The organism is Microcoleus sp. PH2017_35_SFW_U_B (genome assembly GCF_020737865.1).
Lineage (GTDB): Bacteria > Cyanobacteriota > Cyanobacteriia > Cyanobacteriales > Microcoleaceae > Microcoleus.
This window is the reverse complement of record NZ_JAEQDE010000116.1, coordinates 14950-33563: the sequence shown is the minus strand read 5'-3', so window position 1 is coordinate 33563 and position 18614 is coordinate 14950. Positions and strand designations below refer to the sequence as shown.

Below are 18614 nucleotides of genomic sequence, written 5' to 3'. Positions count from 1 at the left end.
AGTGAGGACTTTAGTCCTCGGATGGATGCGGACTAAAGTCCTCACTACAAACCAGTTTTTTTGTGGTAGCTAACTGACGCGCACTACTCCTTGGGCGATTGAAATTATGCAACTCCAAAGCCTGTATATTCGCGCGCGTAAGTTGGCTGAAGTCCTAGCACAATATCCTCTTTGGGTATTCCCATTTCTACCAATTCGTCAGCAATCTGCCTGTCTGTTTGATTTCGCTGAATCCAGATTTTGCCATTTTTAATATCCAAATGAAACACACAGTTATACACGCGGCGGTGTGTGTCCCATCCTAAATCGATGACAAGATAGCGATCTTTTTCTTTGTCAAAAATTGTTTCTACTTCAATTTCTCCGTTAATTGGTGCTATCTTGCTGTCTTCAATTAGCAGCTTTTGAATGCACTGACGGTAATGCTCTAGTCGATCCATTTGACTATTGCCTCCTGAGTTGATTTTAAATAGATATGTAAACTTGTAGGGTGCGTCAGCTAGAAGCTGCTGGATGATTCAACAAATAATCCTACTGACGCACCCTACGAGTCTACGCCTGAGCCGTCAGCTCCTTGCAGTAAACTATCTTGTCATGGCCTGCTTTGTAGAAGTCGCGAATCCGCGCTTCTTCGTCGTAACCGCACTTGCGGTAGAACGATCGCACGCGATCGAACTCCGGGAGTCCCGACGTTTCCACCAGCAACACGCGCCCGCTCCGCGCCATCAAGGTTTGTTCCATGTAGCGCAGCAATGTCGCACCGCGTCCTTGTCCCTGGCGATCGGGTAAGATGGCGATTAATTGCAAGTTCCACGTGCGATCGGTCATTGGTTCGAGCTCGCAGTAGGCGACACCCACGGGCCCGCCGTCGTCATCGGTAATCCAGAAGCGATCGCCATCGTTGTTAGTGGCGAAGTAATCGGCTAGCACATTCCTACAAATCAGCAGCGTGTTCCTTCAACTCGTTCAAAGAAACGTATTCCAAAGTTAAGACATGAGTCGCCGACAAAACCACAAGTGGCGCACATCCAGCATCCATTGCTTCCTTCCAGCGCGAAGCACACAAACACCAACAATCCCCTGGCTTCAATCCCGGAAATTTAAAATCGGGAACCGGGGTACTCAAATCGTTTCCCATTCTTTTGGTGTACTTCAAAAACTCTTCTGTCACTTTTGCACAAACGGTGTGAGCCCCTAAATCTCCGCCACCCGTATTGCATTTTCCGTCCCGATAATAGCCTGTCATGGGCGATGTGCAGCAAGTTTCTAATTTTGTTCCCAGCACATTTGTCGCTTCCGTAACCATCGCAACTCCTCCACACAACTCTGCGATCTAATTTTACACAAAAGGTGGTTTTTTATATATCTTTTTCCATTGCAAAGTTAATAAATTTTTGTCCTCTCCGCTCTACTTCTTGTTTTCTAATCAGAATAAATCCCTGGGTTTCAAAAAAAAGTCGAGCTGTAATGCTGGCTTCGGTAAATAACTTTCTAAGTCCTAACTCTTTGGCTTTTAACTCGATTTGTGTTAAAATTAGCGTCCCAACTCCTTGTCTTTGAAAGTCTTTGTGACAGTAAAAGCGATCGATATGGCCGTTGATTTCTAATTCTCCAAAACCTGCGATTGTATCGCCCTCTGCTGCTACGAAGGTAAATTTACTGCTTAAACTTTGCATCCACTTTTGAATGTCGGTATCTGCTGGCGCCCAAGCATCTACTTGGGCTGTTGTGTAATCGCGGATATTTACTTCGTGCACGGTGTCGTAAAATAGTTTGACAATTTTTTCAGTGTCGCCGATTTCGTAGGTTCGTACTTTCATGAGATTTAAGGTGCAGATTCCCACGATCGATTCGGGGCTTTTATGTGGAGATTGATGGCGGGGTGTTTTGGATTTCTGGCTCAAATCGCCGCGACAAATTGACTCCAAAGATAATTTTACTGCACCCCTTGACAAGCTCTGGTAGTCTGTGCAACATTAATTATAACAACTGTTCGATATACTTATATTTTCCAATATCAGCCGTCAAAAGCTTTTTGTGTATTCGTTTATACTATATCGGATGTTCGATATAGGAATATTTGGTCGATCGCCCTTAAATCTCCGATAACCTAGGATCTAGAATCAAAAATCTGAAGATCGATCCATGCCAAAAATAGTTGACCGCGAATTGTACCGCAAAGAATTACTGAACAAAAGTTTTGAGCTTTTTGCCGAAAAAGGCTATTCCTCCGTCACAATGCGAGAAATTGCCTCAGGAATTGGAGTTTCTACAGGAACCCTTTACCACTATTTCCCGAGTAAAGAAAGTTTGTTCGAGCAGTTAATTGTATATTTGAGCTATGAAGATACAAAAGAAGAAGCACTGGCTGAGTTAGGAAATCCACCAACTCTCGGAGAAAAAGTTGAACAACTGATGAATTATCTCAGCGGAATTGAAGATTATATGCTGAAGAATCTGTTAATTACCTTCGAGTTTTGCCACCAAAAAACTCGCAAAGAGATTGATAGCAATCAAGCACTCCAGCTAGCAGGAAAGCGTTATGAAGAGGCACTCATTTGCTACCTGGGTATCTCCGATCCAGCGCTCGCTAAATTTGTCATTTGTTATATTGACGGTTTGGTGGCAAGAAGATTTTATCAAGGCGAAAGGATATCTTTTACAGAACAAGCGAATGTATTAAAAAATATATTACTCGCTTATTTAGAAAAAAAACAATCGCAAATTTAGGAGGAATATGAATTTTCAATTTTTCATCAAGCCTAAAAATCCATTGGTAATGGGATTGGTAGTTGCTGGCGCTGCTATTAGCATCGGTACAACTTTTTACGGCATTTCTCAGTTTGGATCTTTAGCTAAAAATGCTGAACCTTTACCCGTAGAAACACCGCCGCCCAGGAAAATCACGGCTTTGGGAAGATTGGAACCGCTGGGGGAAGTGATTCGCTTGGGGGTGTCGCAGGCGTTGGATGGCGATCGCGTGGCGAAGCTTTTAGTCAAAGAGGGCGATCGCGTGAAAGCAGGGCAGTCGATCGCAATTTTGGATGCAGGCGATCGGCTAAAATCTGCTTTAGACGAAGCCAAAGAAAAAGTCAAAGTTGCTGAAGCCAGTTTAGCAAAGGTAAAAGCCGGGGCAAAGTCGGGAGAACTTGCAGCACAATCTGCGACAATTGGCAAGCTAGAAGCCCAATTGCAAGGAAACCAGGCGGCACAACAAGCAACAGTCGATCGCATTCAAGCGCAATGGAAAGGAGAAAAAACCGCACAGCAAGCAACCATCAGCAGAATAACCGCACAATGGCAAGGAGAAAGAAAAGTACAAACAGCCACAATTAGTCGCATAACTGCACAATGGCAAGGAGAAAAAACAGCACAAACAGCAGCAATTAACAAATTAAAAGCCGAGTCAAATAATGCCCAAACCGAATACCTGCGGCACAAAGAACTTGTTACCGAAGGCGCAATTTCTAACTCCGTCATGGACAGCAAACGACTGTCATTAGAAACAAGTCGCCAGGAACTTAAAGAAGCCGAAGCAAATCTCAGCCGCATCAACAGTACGGCCAAGCAGCAGCTTAAAGAAGGCGAAGCAAATCTCACCCGAATTAACAGTACAGGAATCCAGCAACTCAACGAAGCAGAAGCAAATCTTGCCAGAATTAACAGTACAGCAATCCAGCAGTTAGCAGAAGCAGAAGCAACACTTAAGCGCATCAAAAATAGTGGCAGCGAAGAACTAAAAGAAGCCCAAGCAACTCTCGACAAAATAGGCGAAGTGCGCCCGGTAGATATCCAAGCAGCCCAAACCGAAATCAACAGCGCCATCGCCCAAGTCAAGCGCGCCGAAACCGAATTAAATCAAGCTTACATCCGCACTCCCAACGCCGGAAAAATCCTCAAGATTCACACCCGCGCCGGGGAAAAAATTAGTGATGACGGCATTGCAGACGTAGGAGAAACTCAGCAAATGGTAGTCGTTGCCGAAGTTTACCAAACCGACATCAGCAAAATCAAGGTTGGGCAAAAAGCAGGTGTTACCAGCCAAGCATTTTCAGGAGAATTGCCGGGAACTGTTAAAGAAATCGGCTTAAAAGTCAGCAAGCAAAACGTGTTTAGCAACCAGCCAGGAGAAAACTTGGACAGCCGAGTTGTGGAGGTGAAAATTCACCTGAATCCTGAAGCTAGCAAAAAAGTTGCGGGATTGACAAATTTGCAGGTACAAGTAGCAATTCAAAATTAGGGAGATTGAGAAACATGGGAGAATTGGGGCCAGATCCAAACCGACCGTATCCGATGGTAGACCAGCGCCGGGTTTGCTTTATCAAAAACTTTATTAAATCGCCCAATATTATTGTCGGCGATTACTCTTACTACGACGATCCGATCGACCCGGAAAATTTCGATAGAAACGTACTTTACAATTACGGGAGTGATAAATTAATTATTGGTAAATTTTGTGCGATCGCCACCAACGTCAAATTCATCATGAACGGTGCAAATCACAAACTCGATGGCATTTCTACCTATCCATTTCCAGTCTTTGGGAACGGCTGGGAAACAGCTATGAATCTATTAATCGAACTACCAACTAAAGGCGATACAATTATTGGTAATGATGTTTGGATAGGTTACGAATCGGTGATTATGCCGGGAGTTAAAATCGGCGACGGTGCAATTATTGCTGCTAAATCTGTTGTAGTAAAAGATGTTCCCGCTTACACCGTTGTCGGCGGAAATCCCGCTGGTTTAATTAAGCAGCGTTTCAGCGATGCTGAGGTGGCGCAATTATTACAAATGCGCTGGTGGGATTGGGAAGTTGACAAGATTTCGCGCCATATTAACTTAATTATGCAATCCGATATTCAAGCGCTGAGTAATGCCGATCAGACTTAGGCAATCGCCGACAAAGAAACCGGATTTTTTACCGATATTAAAGGCTGCGATGCAATATCTTCGCAAAAAACCCGGTTTCTGCCCACCGGATGAGCCCAATTACCGCACTCGCCGACAAAGAAACCGGGTTTTTACCGAAATTAAAGGCTACGATGCAATATCTTCGTAAAAAACCCGGTTTCTGCCCACCGGATTATCCCAATTCCCAATTCCCAATTCCCAATTCCCAATTCCCAATTCCCCAAATATTATGTTTCGCAAAACACCCCTTGCTTGGTTGCAAGTAACCAGAGAAAAAACCCGCCTCGCTGTTGCTATCGCCGGAATTGCCTTTGCAGATATTCTGATTTTTGTGCAACTCGGCTTTCAAGATGCACTCTTCGATTCTGCTGTTAAGCCGCACGAAAGTTTACAGACAGATTTAGTGTTAATCAATCCTCAATTTGAAACTTTTGCTGCGGTAAAACAGTTCAAAAGAGAGCGACTTTATCAAGCACAAGGAGTCGCGGGAGTCAAGTCTGTCACTTCTTTATATATTGGGATGGGACAGTGGCGAAATCCCACAAACCGCACTACGCGAGGAATTTTAATTTTTGGCATAGATCCTGGCAACACAACATTTATTTTGCCAGATGTCAATCAGAATTTGGCTCAACTTCAAAAGTTCAATAATGTGTTATTTGACCAAGCTTCTAGACCTGAGTATGGGGAAATTGCCAATATTTTTAATACACAATCTACCCTCGAAACTGAACTTAACAAACGAAATATTCAAGTAGGAGGAGTATTTACTCTCGGTACTTCTTTCGTGGCTGATGGCAATGTCATTGCTAGCGATTCTACTTTCATGAATTTATTTCCAGAACGCAAACCAGATGAAATTGATGTGGGTTTAATTCAGTTGCAACCGGGGGCTGACATCCTCAAAGTTCAATCAATGTTGAAAGCTATTTTGCCGGATGATGTGAAAGTTCTGACTTTAGCAGAATTTGCGGAAATTGAAAAGGCTTATTGGGGAAATGCTACTCCGATTGGTTTTATTTTTGGATTTGGTACGATTATCGGATTCATTGTTGGTTTGATTATTGTTTACCAAATTTTGTATTCAGATGTTTCCGATCACTTGGCTGAGTACGCGACTTTAAAAGCTATGGGATATAGCGATCGCTATTTAGTCGGAGTTTTAGTTCAGGAAGCTTTGTTATTAGCTATTTTGGGTTTTATGCCGGGAATTGTTTTGGCTAACGGACTGTATTCCCTAGCGCAGTCTGCTACATTGCTGCCAATTGCAATGACAACAAATCGAGCGACTACTGTGTTGGGTTTGACGATTGTGATGTGTACTGGTTCTGGGGCGCTGGCTTTGCGGAAATTGCGATCGGCCGATCCGGCAGATATTTTCTAAGCTGTTGTGGCATTTTAATTTAATTTTTGGGCGGGCTAGAAGCCCACCCCACAAGAGATGGAAGAAACAGGATTGCCAAAATTAAATGTGTACCAGCTTAGAACCAAACAAAATACCTCCATTAATTGTGGCACGGGCGTCTCGCCCGTGACTTATAGAAAAAACACAAAAAATCACCATGCAAACCCTAAACTCTCCCGCCAACTTCGACGAAACCATAACAAATCAAGCTGTAATATCTGTCAAAAATCTCAACCATTACTTCGGTAAAGGTTCCCTGAAAAAACAAGCTTTATTTGATATTAATCTCGATATCAACTCTGGGGAAATCGTAATTATGACGGGGCCTTCTGGTTCGGGTAAAACAACTTTACTGACGATGTTAGGCGGCCTGCGTTCGGCTCAAGAAGGGAGTCTCAATATTCTGGGGGAAGAAATACGCGGCGCTAGTAAGAATCAGTTAACTAAGTTGAGAAAGCAAATTGGTTATATTTTTCAAGCGCATAACTTGATGACGTTTTTGACGGCTAAGCAAAATGTGCGGATGTCTTTGGAATTACATAAGGAAATGCTAAATCAGAATATGGATGCTTTGTCAATATCCATGTTGGAAGCTGTTGGTTTGGGAGAACGGGCTAATTATTACCCAGAAAATCTGTCGGGAGGACAAAAACAAAGGGTGGCGATCGCCCGGGCGTTAGTCAGTCGGCCTAAAATAGTCTTAGCTGATGAACCTACGGCGGCTTTGGACAAACAATCCGGGCGAGATGTGGTGGAGATCATGCAGACACTAGCAAAGGAACAAGGTTGTACGATTTTGCTAGTGACGCACGACAATCGGATTCTCGATATTGCCGATCGCATTATCTACATGGAAGACGGACGTTTAGTCACAAATTTAGCCGATCGACCTTAATCAGATGTCAACAAATCTCTTACAAAAGTTCTTTTTATCAAATTTTGGGACGGGCAAGATGCCCATCCCACAATATTTTCTTTTATTGTGGGATGGGCATCTTGCCCGTCCTAATTATTTTTGTAAGATATTCGCTACTTGGCCGGGCCCACGGCCTCGATCGCAGCCTCAAGGGCGATCGACACATGAGTCCAATGAGTACCCCCTTGACAAAAAGCCACATATGGTTCTCGCAGAGGCCCGTCTGCGGAAAATTCCGAGGTACTGCCATCAATAAAAGTACCACCAGCCATCACCAACTGACTCTCGTATCCCGGGGGGAATTTTGCTGCACCGCCCGACAGAAAGCAATTAACTTATCAGCAGAACCGAATTCGATCGCCTGAATTACATCCCTGCGCCTCGCCAAAGGAATCGGATTCACCCGATAACCCAACTTATAAAAAACATAAGCCGTCAAATGATTACCCTTCATCGCCTCGCCCACAAACCCCGGGGCCATGAACAAACCCTGAAACAGCAAGCGGTTCAAATCAAAAGTCGCGCCCCCGCTGCTGCCGATTCCCGGCGCTGTCAAGCGACAAGTTGCCGCCTCCACCAGATCGGCCCTCCCGGCCACGTAACCGCCCGCAGGGACGATCGTACCCCCCGGATTTTTGATTAAAGAACCCGCCATCAGATCTGCACCCACAGCAGTAGGTTCGCAATCATCAACAAACTCGCCGTAACAATTATCAACAAAGCAAATTGTGTTACGATTCTGATGTTTGACTAGATCGACGATTTTTTTAATCTCAGAAATAGACAGACTCGATCGCCAAGAATAACCGCAAGAGCGCTGGATCAAAACCAGGCGAGTTTTTGTTGAAATAGCAGAGCTCAGTGCCCGCCAATCCACAGTTCCTTCGCGAGTTAGAGGCAACTCACGGTAGCTAATGCCGAACTCAATAAGTGAACCTTGACCTTGCCCCCGCAAGCCGATCACTTCTTCTAAAGTATCGTAGGGAGAACCAGCAACTGCCAACATTTCGTCACCAGGACGTAGGATGCCAAACAGAGCACAGGCGATCGCGTGAGTACCCGAAACAAACTGTACCCGCACCGCTGCCGCCTCGGCCCCTACCACTTCGGCAAACACCCCGTCCAAAGTCTCCCGCCCTAAATCATCGTGGCCGTAACCCGTAACACCTGCAAAATGGTGGACTCCAACCCGGTGGCTGCGAAAAGCTTTTAAGACTCGTTGAAGATTTTGCTTGACTGTCGCGTCAATACCAGAAAAAATCTGAAAGAGTGCCTGTTCTGCTTCCTGTAGCCGTGAAACGCTATTCATCTATACCTCGCTCACCATTTGCGTGCGCGCTGCTGATTATCGCGTAAATGCGGCCCCTAGTTTGTAAACATAATATCTTCATGACGATTGCAACTTCCAAAAAAACTTCTCCTGATTGGCCTGTTGTAGGCTTTATGGCCTTTCTGCACACCGGCGCTCTATTTGCTTTGCTGCCGGGTAATTTTAGCTGGTCTGCTGTCGGCCTAGCAGTATTCCTGCACTGGGTAACAGGTGGTTTAGGAATTACTCTCGGATTTCACCGCCTCGTTACCCACCGTAGTTTTCAAACACCGAAATGGCTAGAGTATTTTCTAGTTATTTGCGGTACTCTGTCCTGTGAAGGCGGCCCGATCGACTGGGTAGGAATGCACCGGTTACACCACATCCATTCCGACACCGAAGAAGATCCCCACGATTCTAATCAAGGCTTCTGGTGGAGCCACATGGGTTGGATGATCTCAGATTTGCCGATGAGAGTTCAAATCCCCCGCTTTACAAAAGACATTGGCGACGACCCAGTATACAAGTTTCTCCAAGCATATTTTATCCCCATCCAAGTTGTCTTCGGTGTGTTGCTTTATTTATTAGGTGGCTGGTCTTTCGTGGTTTGGGGAGTGTTTATGCGGATTGTGGTGGTGTTCCACTGCACTTGGCTGGTTAACAGCGCTACCCACAAATTCGGCTACCGCACCTATGAGTCGGGCGATGGCTCTACTAACTGCTGGTGGGTTGCTGTCCTCACCTACGGCGAAGGTTGGCACAACAACCACCACGCCTTCCAATACTCTGCTCGTCACGGTCTCCAATGGTGGGAAATCGACATCACTTGGATGACAATTCAACTGCTGGAATCGCTGGGTTTAGCTACCAAAGTGAAGTTAGCAGAAAAATAGGGCGATCGGCAATTTAGTCATTGGTTGTCGGTCATCAGTTCTGGACTAATGGCTCGTGACCAATGCCTAATCCTGTTTTTGCGATCGCTAAAGGTTGGGTTGAACTGAGATTGAATCATCTTGTGCGATCGACCCAACCAAAACCATAATCAGTTATAATAGATTTGGGAAGAAAAATTTTTGTTTGGCAGCCAAAAGTTTTATTTTCAAAATTAAACCGTAAATTTTTCAAGTTTCATCCTAAATCTATAATTCATTCATTTTTGATTCGTTTGGGCAAGTGTGCACCAAAAAAGTTTACTGCTCAATCCAAACTATTATGCGTGAATCCCCGTCAGCATCTCATCACTAATCAAAAAAAGAATGACAATAGCAACGCAAGAAAAACTCCAATACAATTGGAAGCACGTTATTAGTTTAGCAGGACTGCATATCGGCGCTTTGTTCGCACTGCTACCCAGTAACTTCAACTGGACAGCAGTTGGTTTAACAGTATTCATGCACTGGATCACCGGCGGTTTGGGAATAACTCTCGGATGGCATCGTATGCTCACCCACCGCAGTTTTCAGGCACCAAAATTCGTAGAATACTTTCTAGCATTTTGCGGAGCCCTGGCCTGTCAAGGAGGAATAATTGATTGGGTTGGGCTGCACCGTTTGCACCACACCCACTCAGACCAAAATGCGATCGACCCTCACAACGCCCAGAATGGTTTTTGGTGGAGTCACCTCGGCTGGATGCTGTATAAAGGCCCGGCGCACGCTGAAATTCCCCGCTGCACAAAAGACATTTCGAGCGATCCATTTTACCGATTTTTGCAAAACTACTTTCTCCCGATGCAAATCGTCTTTGGCGTGTTGCTTTACTTCGTAGCAGGCTGGTCATTTGTAGTTTGGGTAATCTTTGCCCGCTTAGTTTTGGTATATCACTGCACTTGGTTTGTGAACAGTGCAACTCACAAATTTGGCTACCGCACTTACGAAACCGAAGATAGTTCTACTAACTGTTGGTGGGTTGCAGTTTTGACTTACGGGGAAGGCTGGCACAACAACCACCACGCTTATCAATACTCTGCCCGTCACGGTATGCAGTGGTGGGAATTTGACTTCACCTGGATGACAATTCAAGCCTTGGAAGCAGTAGGTTTGGCTAGTAAGGTGAAATTACCACCTTCCCGAGCGGAAGGTTAGTTATTGTAGGGTGCGTCAGGTGTGAATTTGACTATACGCAGATTAAGAATTTTCCACGCTAAACACCTGACGGTTAGTTAGCACCCCCCTTAGGAATGAGAATTAAATAACTTACAATTTTTATTGTTCTTGTGGGATGGGCGTCCCGCCCATCCCACAAATATGTGTAAATTATTTAATTTTCATTCCTTAGTAACGTCGTTGCTTGCGATCGTCAATCGGCGTGGTGCACTTTGAAAACTTCTAAGGAAACCGATCCTTAACGCGGATTAACGCAAATATTTTGTAAATGCTATAAGGTGCGTCGCTCGCTCGATTGTCGATATTGAGTTAGAAATTTTCTGTGGCGACACACCCTACGACTACGACTGTCAACTGTCAACTGTCAACTGTCAACTGTCAACTGACTAATGAGCCTGTTTTTGATCGCCCTTGCCGCGCAAATATTCCGCTAAAAACGCCAATCCTCCCGAACCGACTATCAACAGCACGCTCAGAGCATTAATATCAGGCTTCACACCAGTCCGAATCCGGCTAAAAATTTCCATCGGTAGAGTTGTAGTCCCGCTACCGGCGGTGAAACTCGCAATCAAAAAATCGTCCATGCTGAGCACAAAAGATAGCAGACAACCAGAAACAATTCCAGGTATTAATTGAGGTAGCAAAACCTGAATAAAAGCCTCAACAGGCGTTGCACCCAAATCCAAGGCAGCTTCTTCTAAATAAGGGTTTAAATCTGCCAATCTAGTAGAAACAGCTAGAGCGATGTAAGCCAGACAAAACACAACGTGGGCAGCGACAATTGTCCACAAACTCAGAGGAATAGCGAGTGCGGCTAAGAATACCAGAGTCGCAACCGCGCTGGCAATATCTGGAATAATAATCGGCAAGTAGGAAACTCCCTGATATAAATTTTTGCCGGGAAAGCGGTAGCGGGCTAAACCAACGGCCATTAAAGTGCCGAGTACAGCGGAGATGGCAACTGCACAAACAGCAACTGTTAAACTGTTTCTCAGGGCAATTAAAATCCGCGTATCGCTAAATAATTTAACGTACCAATCTAAAGTAAATCCTTCCCAGCCGGCGCTAAAACGGGATTTGTTAAAGCTGTAAAATGTGAGTACCAAAATGGGCAGGTACATATAAAAAAACATCAAAACTGTAAATATTGCCTGCCAAGAAATCTTAAATTTAGGTTTTAAGTACATATCGGGTTGTATTTCCTCCTGTGGATTGTCGGCGGTATTTTCCATATCTCGTTAATCGGGAATTGGTAATTGGTAATTGGTAATCGGGGAATTGGGCATCGGGCATCGGCCAAACAGGGCATCGGCCAAACAGGGCATCGATTTGAAGAGAATTTGTAGCGACTAATTAATGACTAATAACTAATGACTGCTGTCAACTGTCAACTGTCAACTGTCAACTGTCAACTGTCAACTGTCAACTGTCAACTGTCAACTGACTAAACTGCATTACGATCGCCATATTTGAGTAAAAGAGCAATTCCGATACTCACTGCAAAAATTAATACCATACTCAGAGCCGAACCTAGCCCCCAATTTTGAGTCGCCCCCAAAAACTGATTGTAAATTAAACGAGCTGCCGTCATGCTCGAAGCTCCACCAAGCAACTCCGGATCGACAAAATCGCCCAAACAGCTAATAAATACTAGCAAAGAACCCGCTGCAATCCCCGGCATTGTCTGGGGTACTGTCACTTTCCAGAAAGTTTCTAGTGGATTCGCGCCCAAATCCTGAGATGCTTCTAGCAATCTGCGATCGAGCTTTTCCAAGGAAGCGTAGAGAATGGTTACGATATAGGGCAAATAGCTGTAAGCCATGCCGATTAGAACGGCGGAACTTTGATTTAACAATTCTAGAGGAGGGATGCCCAAAAGTCCCAGGAGCGAGTTGAGAACGCCCGTAGGACGCAGAATTGTAATCCAAGCATACGATCGCAACAGCGAAGAAGTCCACAGCGGCAACACAAAGCCCAATAACGTTAAATTCCGCCACTTGGGCGAGACATTGAGCGCGATCCAGTAAGCGACGGGAAATCCCAGCAGTAAACACAGAATAGTCGTTCCGGTGGCAAAAAAGAGCGATCGACCCATCACCTGCAAATTCAGCGGCTCAAACACCCGCAGGTAGTTGCCGATTCCCGAAGGATTTACCAAATCTCCCGGCTTAATATTCGGCACCAAGCTAAGTTGAAAAATCACCAGAGTTGGTATTACTAATAATAAAACCAGGAACAAGCCAGAAGGGCCGAGCAATGCCAGCGGGCCTGTCCACTTTGACCATGGGGGGACGCTTTCAGGCTTGACTGGAGCAGTGGGAGGAATCGGAGGGGGAGCTTTGGTAGAAACAGCCATAAATAATAGTTTGGATTTTTGAGCGGTAGGGGCGGGTTCACCAAAATCTTTAATTTCAAAGCCCGAATTCGTATAAACCCGCCCCCACCCAACGGTAAATCTAAATGTACCAGATCGACTTATTGTCGGAAAAATTGATGCGGGCGATCGACTGTGGGGGCGAGAGTCAGAGATTGTTGGTCAAATTTGCTCCTACAGGTTAGGGTTAACCAGCGGTTAATTTAGTCCAATAGCGATCGTACACTTCCATAAATTTCCCTACTGGAGCCACACCTTCGCAATTTTTCAAAACAGCTTCCGAAGGGAAAAGAAGCTCGTTTTCGCGAACTTCCGGCGTCAGCAAACTAAAAGCATCTTCCGAAGGAGTTGAAAAACTGAGCCGTTCGACTAAAGAAGCAGCGACATCCGCTTGCAACATAAAGTTAATCCACTTATAAGCTGCATCGGGATTGGGAGCACCTTTGGGAATTACTAAAGTGTCAGTCCACAAAGAAGAACCACTTTTTGGTACGACATACTTCAATTTGTCGTTATCTGAAATGACTTCATTGGCATCAGAAGAATAGCACATGGCTAGCTTCAAATCCCCTGTCAGCATTTGCGGCCGCCAAGCGTCTGTCGTAAAAGATGCGATCGCAGGTTTGAGCTCCACCAGCTTTGCGTAAGCTTGTTTAACTTGATCTTGGTTCGTAGAATTCAGAGAATAGCCCAGCATTCGCAACGCAGCGCCCATGACTTCTCGAACATCGCTCGCTAGCGTCATTCGCCTTGCTAACTCTTTTTTGTGTTCCCACAAATAGCTCCAATCTTCAGGAGCTTCTTTGAGTTGTTCGCTGTTGTAAATCAAGCCTGTGGTTCCCCAGCTCAAAGGAACGCTGTAGCGGTTTCCTGGGTCGTATACAGGGTTTTGGAACTGTTTTTTTAGTCGATCGAGTCCGCCCAAAATTGAGTGGTCTAATGGAGTCAACAGCCCCAGTTCCGTCATCTGAACCACCATGTAGTCAGACGGGTAAATGATGCTGTAGGCGCGGCCGCCACCGGCTTGAACTCTAGCCAGCATCTCTTCGTTGGAGCTAAACACGTCGGCGACTACGCGAATGCCGGTTTTTTCAGCAAAGCGATGATTGTACGTCTGCAAGCCGCCAGCCGCAACTGGAAAGGGCTAACCCGGAAATTGTCGCCGCCGAATTTTTTAGGAACTGACGGCGTGTAGAATTAGCCGGGAAAATCCTGGAAATTGGTAGATTTGTCGGAGGCACAGTTCTAATTGGGATTTTAGATTTGGGATTTAGGAATTAGCTGATTTTAGATGTTCGAGCAAACGCAGATAAACGCAGATTAATACTGATGCTATTAGATACTGGTTAGTTTTGTCCAGTAACGATCGTAAACATCTGCAAATTTTCCTAGGGGTGCCACGCCTTCGCAGTTTTCTAAAGTAGCCTCAGCAGGAAAAAGAATTTTGTTTTTGCGAACTTTTGGAGTCAGCAAATAAAAAGCATCTTCTAAAGGAGTTGCAAAACCTAATCGTTGGACTAGGGAAGCCGCAACATCAGCTTGCAGTATGAAATTAATCCATTTGTAAGCTGCGTCTGGATTGGGTGCTCCATTAGGAATTACTAAGGTGTCAGTCCACAGGGCAGATCCGCTTTTCGGCACAATATACCGAAATTTAGGGTTGTTTGCAATTACTTCATTGGCATCAGAAGAGTAGCACATTGCTACTTTCAACTCTCCTGTCAGCATTTGCGATCGCCAAGCATCTGTGGTAAAAGAAGCGATCGCCGATTTGAGTTCTTCTAATTTTTCATAGGCTTTTTTAACTTGTTGTTGGCTTGTAGAATTGAGAGAATAACCCAGCATCCGCAGCGTCGCGCCCATTACTTCTCTAACGTCGTTTAGCAGAGTCATTCGCCTTGCCAATTCCTGTTTGCGTTTCCACAAATAACTCCAATCTTCGGGAGGTTCTTTGAACTGTTCGCTGTTGTAAATCAATCCAGTTGTCCCCCAACTAAAAGGCACGCTGTAGCGGTTTCCGGGGTCGTAAACGGGGTTTTGGAACCGCTTTTTGAGCCGATCTAGTCCGCCAACGATCGATCGGTCTAATTGAGTTAGCATCCCGAGTTTTTTCATCTGCATCACCATGTAGTCTGACGGGTAAATGATGCTGTAGACCTGGGGAACACCGACTTTAAGTCTCGCCAGCATTGTTTCCGTGGAGTCTAACACGTCGGCGACTACGCGAATGCCGGTTTTTTCAGCAAAGCGATCGAGCAAAGCGATTGTACGTCTGCAAGCCGCCAGCCGCAACTGGAAAGGGCTAACCCGGAAATTGTCGCCGCCGAATTTTTTAGGAACTGACGGCGTGTAGAATTAGCCCTGCAAAACCTGGAAATTGGTAGATTAGTCGGAGGCACAGTTTGATTTTAGATTTTAGATTTTAGATTTTAGATTGGGGAATTGAGGATTGGGAATTGGGAATTGGGAATTGGGAATTGGTAATTGGGAATTGGGAATTGGTAATTGGGAATTCTTCCGATACTTTTTTGCTAACGTTTACTAACAAACACATAAGTTAAATCGCTAAACAGCTTTTCAACCAAGGCGTATCAACCAATGCCCGAAGGAAGATCCCACGAGCACCATTTAGATCTCGGTTCATCTGATTTCCATCAGAATCTTTGATCATTCTGCTACCACCAATCTTTTTGACTTCTCCAGTCCATGAAACAGTCTTTGAAGTGTAAGCTTCGTTGATAGAAGTTAAAGCAACTTTGCCTTGCTCCCAAGCTTTCCACTCTAGATGTTTTTTAAACTGGTAATGACTCAGAGTCAGCATTTGACGAACAGTTTTAGAGCGAATCTTGCGACGTGACTTGCTCACCATCTGAGACGACTCAAAGGATGGAATTAATATCACGTCAAAATTATCAACTAAAAACTTAGCAGTCTTGTGATGCAACTCTTTGACAAGATGTTGAATCTTAGACTTTAATCTGTCCGCTGCTTTCTTGAATCTTTTGCGTTGCGGGCTATTCGTTTTACTCATCCTTGAGATCAACTTGTCTAACCTGAAACACAACTTTTGGATCAAAAGATTAGAATCATTCCCAACCCATCCATAAGATGACTCAGAAAAGAAAGTCATGAACGTTCTAACACCGGGGTCTAAGGCAACCACGCGACCTTGGTTATCGGTCTGACGTGGTTGCACTTCTTCAGATACAACAATGTAATACTCGCCATAGGCAAGGGTCAATCGTCCATCACTGAAGCCTTTGGGTAATGCCTCTTTCAGCTTTGACTGACCCAATTTTGTCGGATAAATTCCTTTCGTCCCAATAGCAGACTTCGGAATATAAACAGACTGTTTTGTATCTTTTCGACTGCGAAACTTGCAGCTACAAATCTTGCCAGTTTTCTTGAAATCTGCTTTGGCTTTTTTGACGGCACCACAAGCATCTTTAATGGCAATAGATTTAATTTGAAACGGTACAGGTTTTGCCCAATCAGGCAGCCCATTGAGTATTTCCGTTTTAATTGACATCCAATTGGCTTTAGTGCCTGGTTGCTGCAAGTATTTGATAGTTGCGTTGTAGACAAAACGACTAACTCCAAACCATTGTTTGAGCATTGCCTTTTGTTCAGGGCTTAGGAATAGTCGGATCTTCTTTGATTTTCTGGCTGTAGCTTCTAAGACCGTGCATTCGGCAACTAAACACGTGAAGGATGGCAAGAAGATCGGCTGTAAGTTCGGATTCGCTCGCGTGAACAGGATTTGAGAGAACCACGATTTCTCCACCGTTTTGTTTTGCCATGAACTCGAATAGTTCAAATCCGAATCTACACAATCTGTCTCTACAGGCAACAACAATCGTGAGCTGATCTGGGCGCATAAATCTGACCAGTAAGGCTTGCAGTCCTTTTCTTTTGAAATTGAGTCCAGAGCCGATGTCTTGGATGATTTCCGAGTCGGGGTATCGCTGTCGCATGAATTCGACTTGTCTAGCAAGATCGTCTTTTTGTTTGGTACTACTGACTCGGCAGTAGCAGATGATTGAGCAGATGCTTCCATCTTTTTGGTATGAGTCAACGTCGTAAAGGCGTTGCCCTGCTCCATTTTTGATTGATTTAATCTGCCCTTCATCTGCGTACTTCCTTAACGTGTTTGGATGCAGACCTAGAAATTCGACAGCCTTTCTAAGTGGTATGTATGCCATTCACCAAATATCACCCATCTAGTAGTGTATGTGAATGATTGTTAGAAAAATTGATACTGTGCGTCAACCCCTCTCCCCTCTCCCTTTCTCCCTTTCTCCCTTTCTCCCCCTCTCCATCGTTAGGATCGATCGCCCAAAGCGAGACAATCAGTAGTTCCCCAGTAAGCATAAATCGGCGTCTGCGGGTCTGGGAAAGAACCGCCCGTATTGGGTTGGCGCACCGTAATTTTATCGCCCGACGCCAATTCAACCACGTAATGAACGTGAGTGCCCATGTACATGATATTTTTGAGCCGCCCTTCAAAACAGTTAACCGACAATTCCGGCTGGTAGAGATTCAAATATACTTTTTCAGGCCGGACGCTAACCACCACAGAGTCACCGATGACACCATTCCACATATCCGACTGCTGAACGACTATTTTCAGATTGGCTGATGTGCGAACTGTAATAGTCGATCGGTCGATCGCCTCCACCGTACCAGAAAACAAATTCGTATCCCCAATAAAATCCGCCACAAAAGCCGTCTGCGGGCACTCATAAATTTCTTCAGGCGAACCAATTTGCTCAATCCTGCCCTCGTGCATCACCGCAATCCGGTTAGAAAGACTCATCGCCTCTTCTTGGTCGTGAGTCACCATCACAAAAGTCAAACCCAACTCTTGATGCAAATTCGACAATTCCAACTGCATCTGCTTCCGCAACTTCAAATCCAGAGCTCCCAGCGGTTCGTCCAGCAGCAGAACCGCCGGTCGATTTACCAGAGCTCTCGCCAAAGCCACCCGCTGCTGCTGGCCGCCCGACATTTGACCCGGAAACCTGTTGGCGAAAGATTCCATTTTCACCAATTGCAAAGCTTCCCGTACCCGTTCTTCTACTTCCGATTTCCCCAGCTTTTTAATCCGCAATCCAAAAGCGATATTGTCCCAGACATTCATGTGTCCGAACAGGGCGTAGCTTTGAAACACAGTATTTACCGGACGGCGGTAAGCTGGAGTATTGGTCATCGACTGGCCGCGAATCATCAATTCGCCCGCCGAGGGAGTCTCGAACCCAGCGATTAAGCGCAGCGTGGTAGTCTTACCGCAGCCGGAGGGCCCGAGAATGCTAAAAAATTCTCCTTGACGAATGCTGAGGTCAACTCCGCGGACTGCGGTTTCGCCATTAAATACCTTAAAGACCTTGCGGAGTTCAACGTCAAGCGCTGTATCCTTTGCTGTCGTACCTTGGTTGAGTGCTGTCTGAAACATATTCGCCCGTTCCTGGGGTAATGCACGCTATTTTAATACAGTTTAACTTTAGACTTTTCTGTATTTTAGGCGAGGAATGTTGGAATTGAGAGGTTTTAGAATTTGTTCTTTAGATTCTATCTCAGAGTGTTGCTGGGCA

16 protein-coding genes and 3 pseudogenes are annotated in these 18614 nt (G+C 45.1%); 7 read left to right on the top strand and 12 right to left on the bottom strand.

Going from position 1 to position 18614, the window contains the following annotated elements; all coding sequences use genetic code 11:
- Window positions 1-104: 104 nt before the first annotated feature.
- The 4 genes from JGK36_RS28345 to JGK36_RS28330 all read right to left on the bottom strand — a co-directional run bounded on the left by JGK36_RS28345 (window position 105) and on the right by JGK36_RS28330 (window position 1928).
- Window positions 105-440, bottom strand: a complete 336-nt coding sequence (locus JGK36_RS28345; RefSeq protein ID WP_293184934.1) for a XisI protein — start codon at window positions 438-440, stop codon at window positions 105-107.
- Window positions 441-552: 112 nt separating this feature from the next.
- Window positions 553-930: a GNAT family N-acetyltransferase gene (locus JGK36_RS28340; RefSeq protein ID WP_293184936.1), complete on the bottom strand. Its 378-nt coding sequence runs from the start codon at window positions 928-930 to the stop codon at window positions 553-555.
- Between the two features lie 4 nt (window positions 931-934).
- The gene (locus JGK36_RS28335; RefSeq protein WP_293184938.1) at window positions 935-1306 is read right to left on the bottom strand and encodes a DUF2237 domain-containing protein; all 372 of its coding nucleotides are present in this window, start codon (window positions 1304-1306) and stop codon (window positions 935-937) included.
- Window positions 1307-1358: 52 nt separating this feature from the next.
- Complete coding sequence (locus JGK36_RS28330) at window positions 1359-1928, bottom strand: GNAT family N-acetyltransferase (RefSeq protein ID WP_293201238.1); 570 nt, start codon at window positions 1926-1928, stop codon at window positions 1359-1361.
- A 217-nt stretch (window positions 1929-2145) separates the two neighbouring features.
- On the opposite strand from JGK36_RS28330, the gene JGK36_RS28325 reads away from it, so the two are divergent.
- The 5 genes from JGK36_RS28325 (at window position 2146) to JGK36_RS28305 (ending at window position 7214) form a co-directional block, all read left to right on the top strand.
- On the top strand, window positions 2146-2730 hold the full coding sequence (locus JGK36_RS28325) for a TetR/AcrR family transcriptional regulator (RefSeq protein WP_293198234.1): 585 nt from the start codon (window positions 2146-2148) through the stop codon (window positions 2728-2730).
- A gap of 7 nt (window positions 2731-2737) precedes the next feature.
- Window positions 2738-4240 (top strand): efflux RND transporter periplasmic adaptor subunit, encoded by a 1503-nt coding sequence (locus tag JGK36_RS28320; protein WP_293191728.1) that lies wholly within the window; start codon window positions 2738-2740, stop codon window positions 4238-4240.
- A 14-nt stretch (window positions 4241-4254) separates the two neighbouring features.
- Window positions 4255-4893, top strand: a complete 639-nt coding sequence (locus tag JGK36_RS28315; RefSeq protein WP_293184942.1) for a Vat family streptogramin A O-acetyltransferase — start codon at window positions 4255-4257, stop codon at window positions 4891-4893.
- 250 nt (window positions 4894-5143) lie between these two features.
- Entirely contained in the window at window positions 5144-6298 is a 1155-nt protein-coding gene (gene devC, locus JGK36_RS28310) for an ABC transporter permease DevC (RefSeq protein WP_293184944.1), read from the top strand.
- 178 nt (window positions 6299-6476) lie between these two features.
- Complete coding sequence (locus JGK36_RS28305; protein WP_293184946.1) at window positions 6477-7214, top strand: DevA family ABC transporter ATP-binding protein; 738 nt, start codon at window positions 6477-6479, stop codon at window positions 7212-7214.
- A gap of 134 nt (window positions 7215-7348) precedes the next feature.
- Here JGK36_RS28305 and JGK36_RS28300 read toward each other — a convergent pair.
- Window positions 7349-8544, bottom strand: a pseudogene (locus tag JGK36_RS28300) (aminotransferase class I/II-fold pyridoxal phosphate-dependent enzyme).
- An 80-nt stretch (window positions 8545-8624) separates the two neighbouring features.
- On the opposite strand from JGK36_RS28300, the gene JGK36_RS28295 reads away from it, so the two are divergent.
- Window positions 8625-9437 carry an acyl-CoA desaturase gene (locus JGK36_RS28295; protein WP_293184949.1) on the top strand — a complete coding sequence of 271 codons (813 nt, stop codon included), beginning with the start codon at window positions 8625-8627 and terminating at the stop codon, window positions 9435-9437.
- A 363-nt stretch (window positions 9438-9800) separates the two neighbouring features.
- The gene (locus tag JGK36_RS28290) at window positions 9801-10628 is read left to right on the top strand and encodes a fatty acid desaturase (RefSeq protein ID WP_293198233.1); all 828 of its coding nucleotides are present in this window, start codon (window positions 9801-9803) and stop codon (window positions 10626-10628) included.
- A gap of 407 nt (window positions 10629-11035) precedes the next feature.
- On the opposite strand, the gene JGK36_RS28285 is transcribed toward JGK36_RS28290, so the two are convergent.
- From JGK36_RS28285 to JGK36_RS28255, 7 genes and pseudogenes are all read right to left on the bottom strand, one after another.
- Window positions 11036-11881 carry an ABC transporter permease gene (locus JGK36_RS28285; RefSeq protein ID WP_293184951.1) on the bottom strand — a complete coding sequence of 282 codons (846 nt, stop codon included), beginning with the start codon at window positions 11879-11881 and terminating at the stop codon, window positions 11036-11038.
- Between the two features lie 212 nt (window positions 11882-12093).
- Entirely contained in the window at window positions 12094-13005 is a 912-nt protein-coding gene (locus tag JGK36_RS28280; protein ID WP_293184952.1) for an ABC transporter permease, read from the bottom strand.
- 205 nt (window positions 13006-13210) lie between these two features.
- Window positions 13211-14264: pseudogene (locus JGK36_RS28275) on the bottom strand (PotD/PotF family extracellular solute-binding protein).
- Window positions 14265-14358: 94 nt separating this feature from the next.
- Window positions 14359-15422 (bottom strand): annotated as a pseudogene (locus JGK36_RS28270) (PotD/PotF family extracellular solute-binding protein).
- Window positions 15423-15580: 158 nt separating this feature from the next.
- Window positions 15581-16639 (bottom strand): transposase, encoded by a 1059-nt coding sequence (locus tag JGK36_RS28265; protein WP_293198232.1) that lies wholly within the window; start codon window positions 16637-16639, stop codon window positions 15581-15583.
- Window positions 16640-16649: 10 nt separating this feature from the next.
- Complete coding sequence (locus JGK36_RS28260) at window positions 16650-17225, bottom strand: IS607 family transposase (RefSeq protein ID WP_293184957.1); 576 nt, start codon at window positions 17223-17225, stop codon at window positions 16650-16652.
- Between the two features lie 119 nt (window positions 17226-17344).
- Window positions 17345-18475, bottom strand: a complete 1131-nt coding sequence (locus tag JGK36_RS28255; protein WP_293184958.1) for an ABC transporter ATP-binding protein — start codon at window positions 18473-18475, stop codon at window positions 17345-17347.
- Window positions 18476-18614 lie beyond the last annotated feature (139 nt).

Excerpts from the sequence above, each read along its gene's own strand:
- JGK36_RS28295 (WP_293184949.1), top strand. The coding sequence starts at position 8,625 with ATGACGATTGCAACTTCCAAAAAAACTTCTCCTGATTGGCCTGTTGTA.
- JGK36_RS28280 (WP_293184952.1), bottom strand. The coding sequence starts at position 13,005 with ATGGCTGTTTCTACCAAAGCTCCCCCTCCGATTCCTCCCACTGCTCCA.
- JGK36_RS28345 (WP_293184934.1), bottom strand. The coding sequence starts at position 440 with ATGGATCGACTAGAGCATTACCGTCAGTGCATTCAAAAGCTGCTAATT.
- JGK36_RS28260 (WP_293184957.1), bottom strand. The coding sequence starts at position 17,225 with ATGGCATACATACCACTTAGAAAGGCTGTCGAATTTCTAGGTCTGCAT.
- JGK36_RS28265 (WP_293198232.1), bottom strand. The coding sequence starts at position 16,639 with ATGCTCAAACAATGGTTTGGAGTTAGTCGTTTTGTCTACAACGCAACT.
- devC (WP_293184944.1), top strand. The coding sequence starts at position 5,144 with ATGTTTCGCAAAACACCCCTTGCTTGGTTGCAAGTAACCAGAGAAAAA.
- JGK36_RS28285 (WP_293184951.1), bottom strand. The coding sequence starts at position 11,881 with ATGGAAAATACCGCCGACAATCCACAGGAGGAAATACAACCCGATATG.
- JGK36_RS28255 (WP_293184958.1), bottom strand. The coding sequence starts at position 18,475 with ATGTTTCAGACAGCACTCAACCAAGGTACGACAGCAAAGGATACAGCG.
- JGK36_RS28315 (WP_293184942.1), top strand. The coding sequence starts at position 4,255 with ATGGGAGAATTGGGGCCAGATCCAAACCGACCGTATCCGATGGTAGAC.
- JGK36_RS28320 (WP_293191728.1), top strand. The coding sequence starts at position 2,738 with ATGAATTTTCAATTTTTCATCAAGCCTAAAAATCCATTGGTAATGGGA.
- JGK36_RS28305 (WP_293184946.1), top strand. The coding sequence starts at position 6,477 with ATGCAAACCCTAAACTCTCCCGCCAACTTCGACGAAACCATAACAAAT.
- JGK36_RS28290 (WP_293198233.1), top strand. The coding sequence starts at position 9,801 with ATGACAATAGCAACGCAAGAAAAACTCCAATACAATTGGAAGCACGTT.
- JGK36_RS28325 (WP_293198234.1), top strand. The coding sequence starts at position 2,146 with ATGCCAAAAATAGTTGACCGCGAATTGTACCGCAAAGAATTACTGAAC.
- JGK36_RS28335 (WP_293184938.1), bottom strand. The coding sequence starts at position 1,306 with ATGGTTACGGAAGCGACAAATGTGCTGGGAACAAAATTAGAAACTTGC.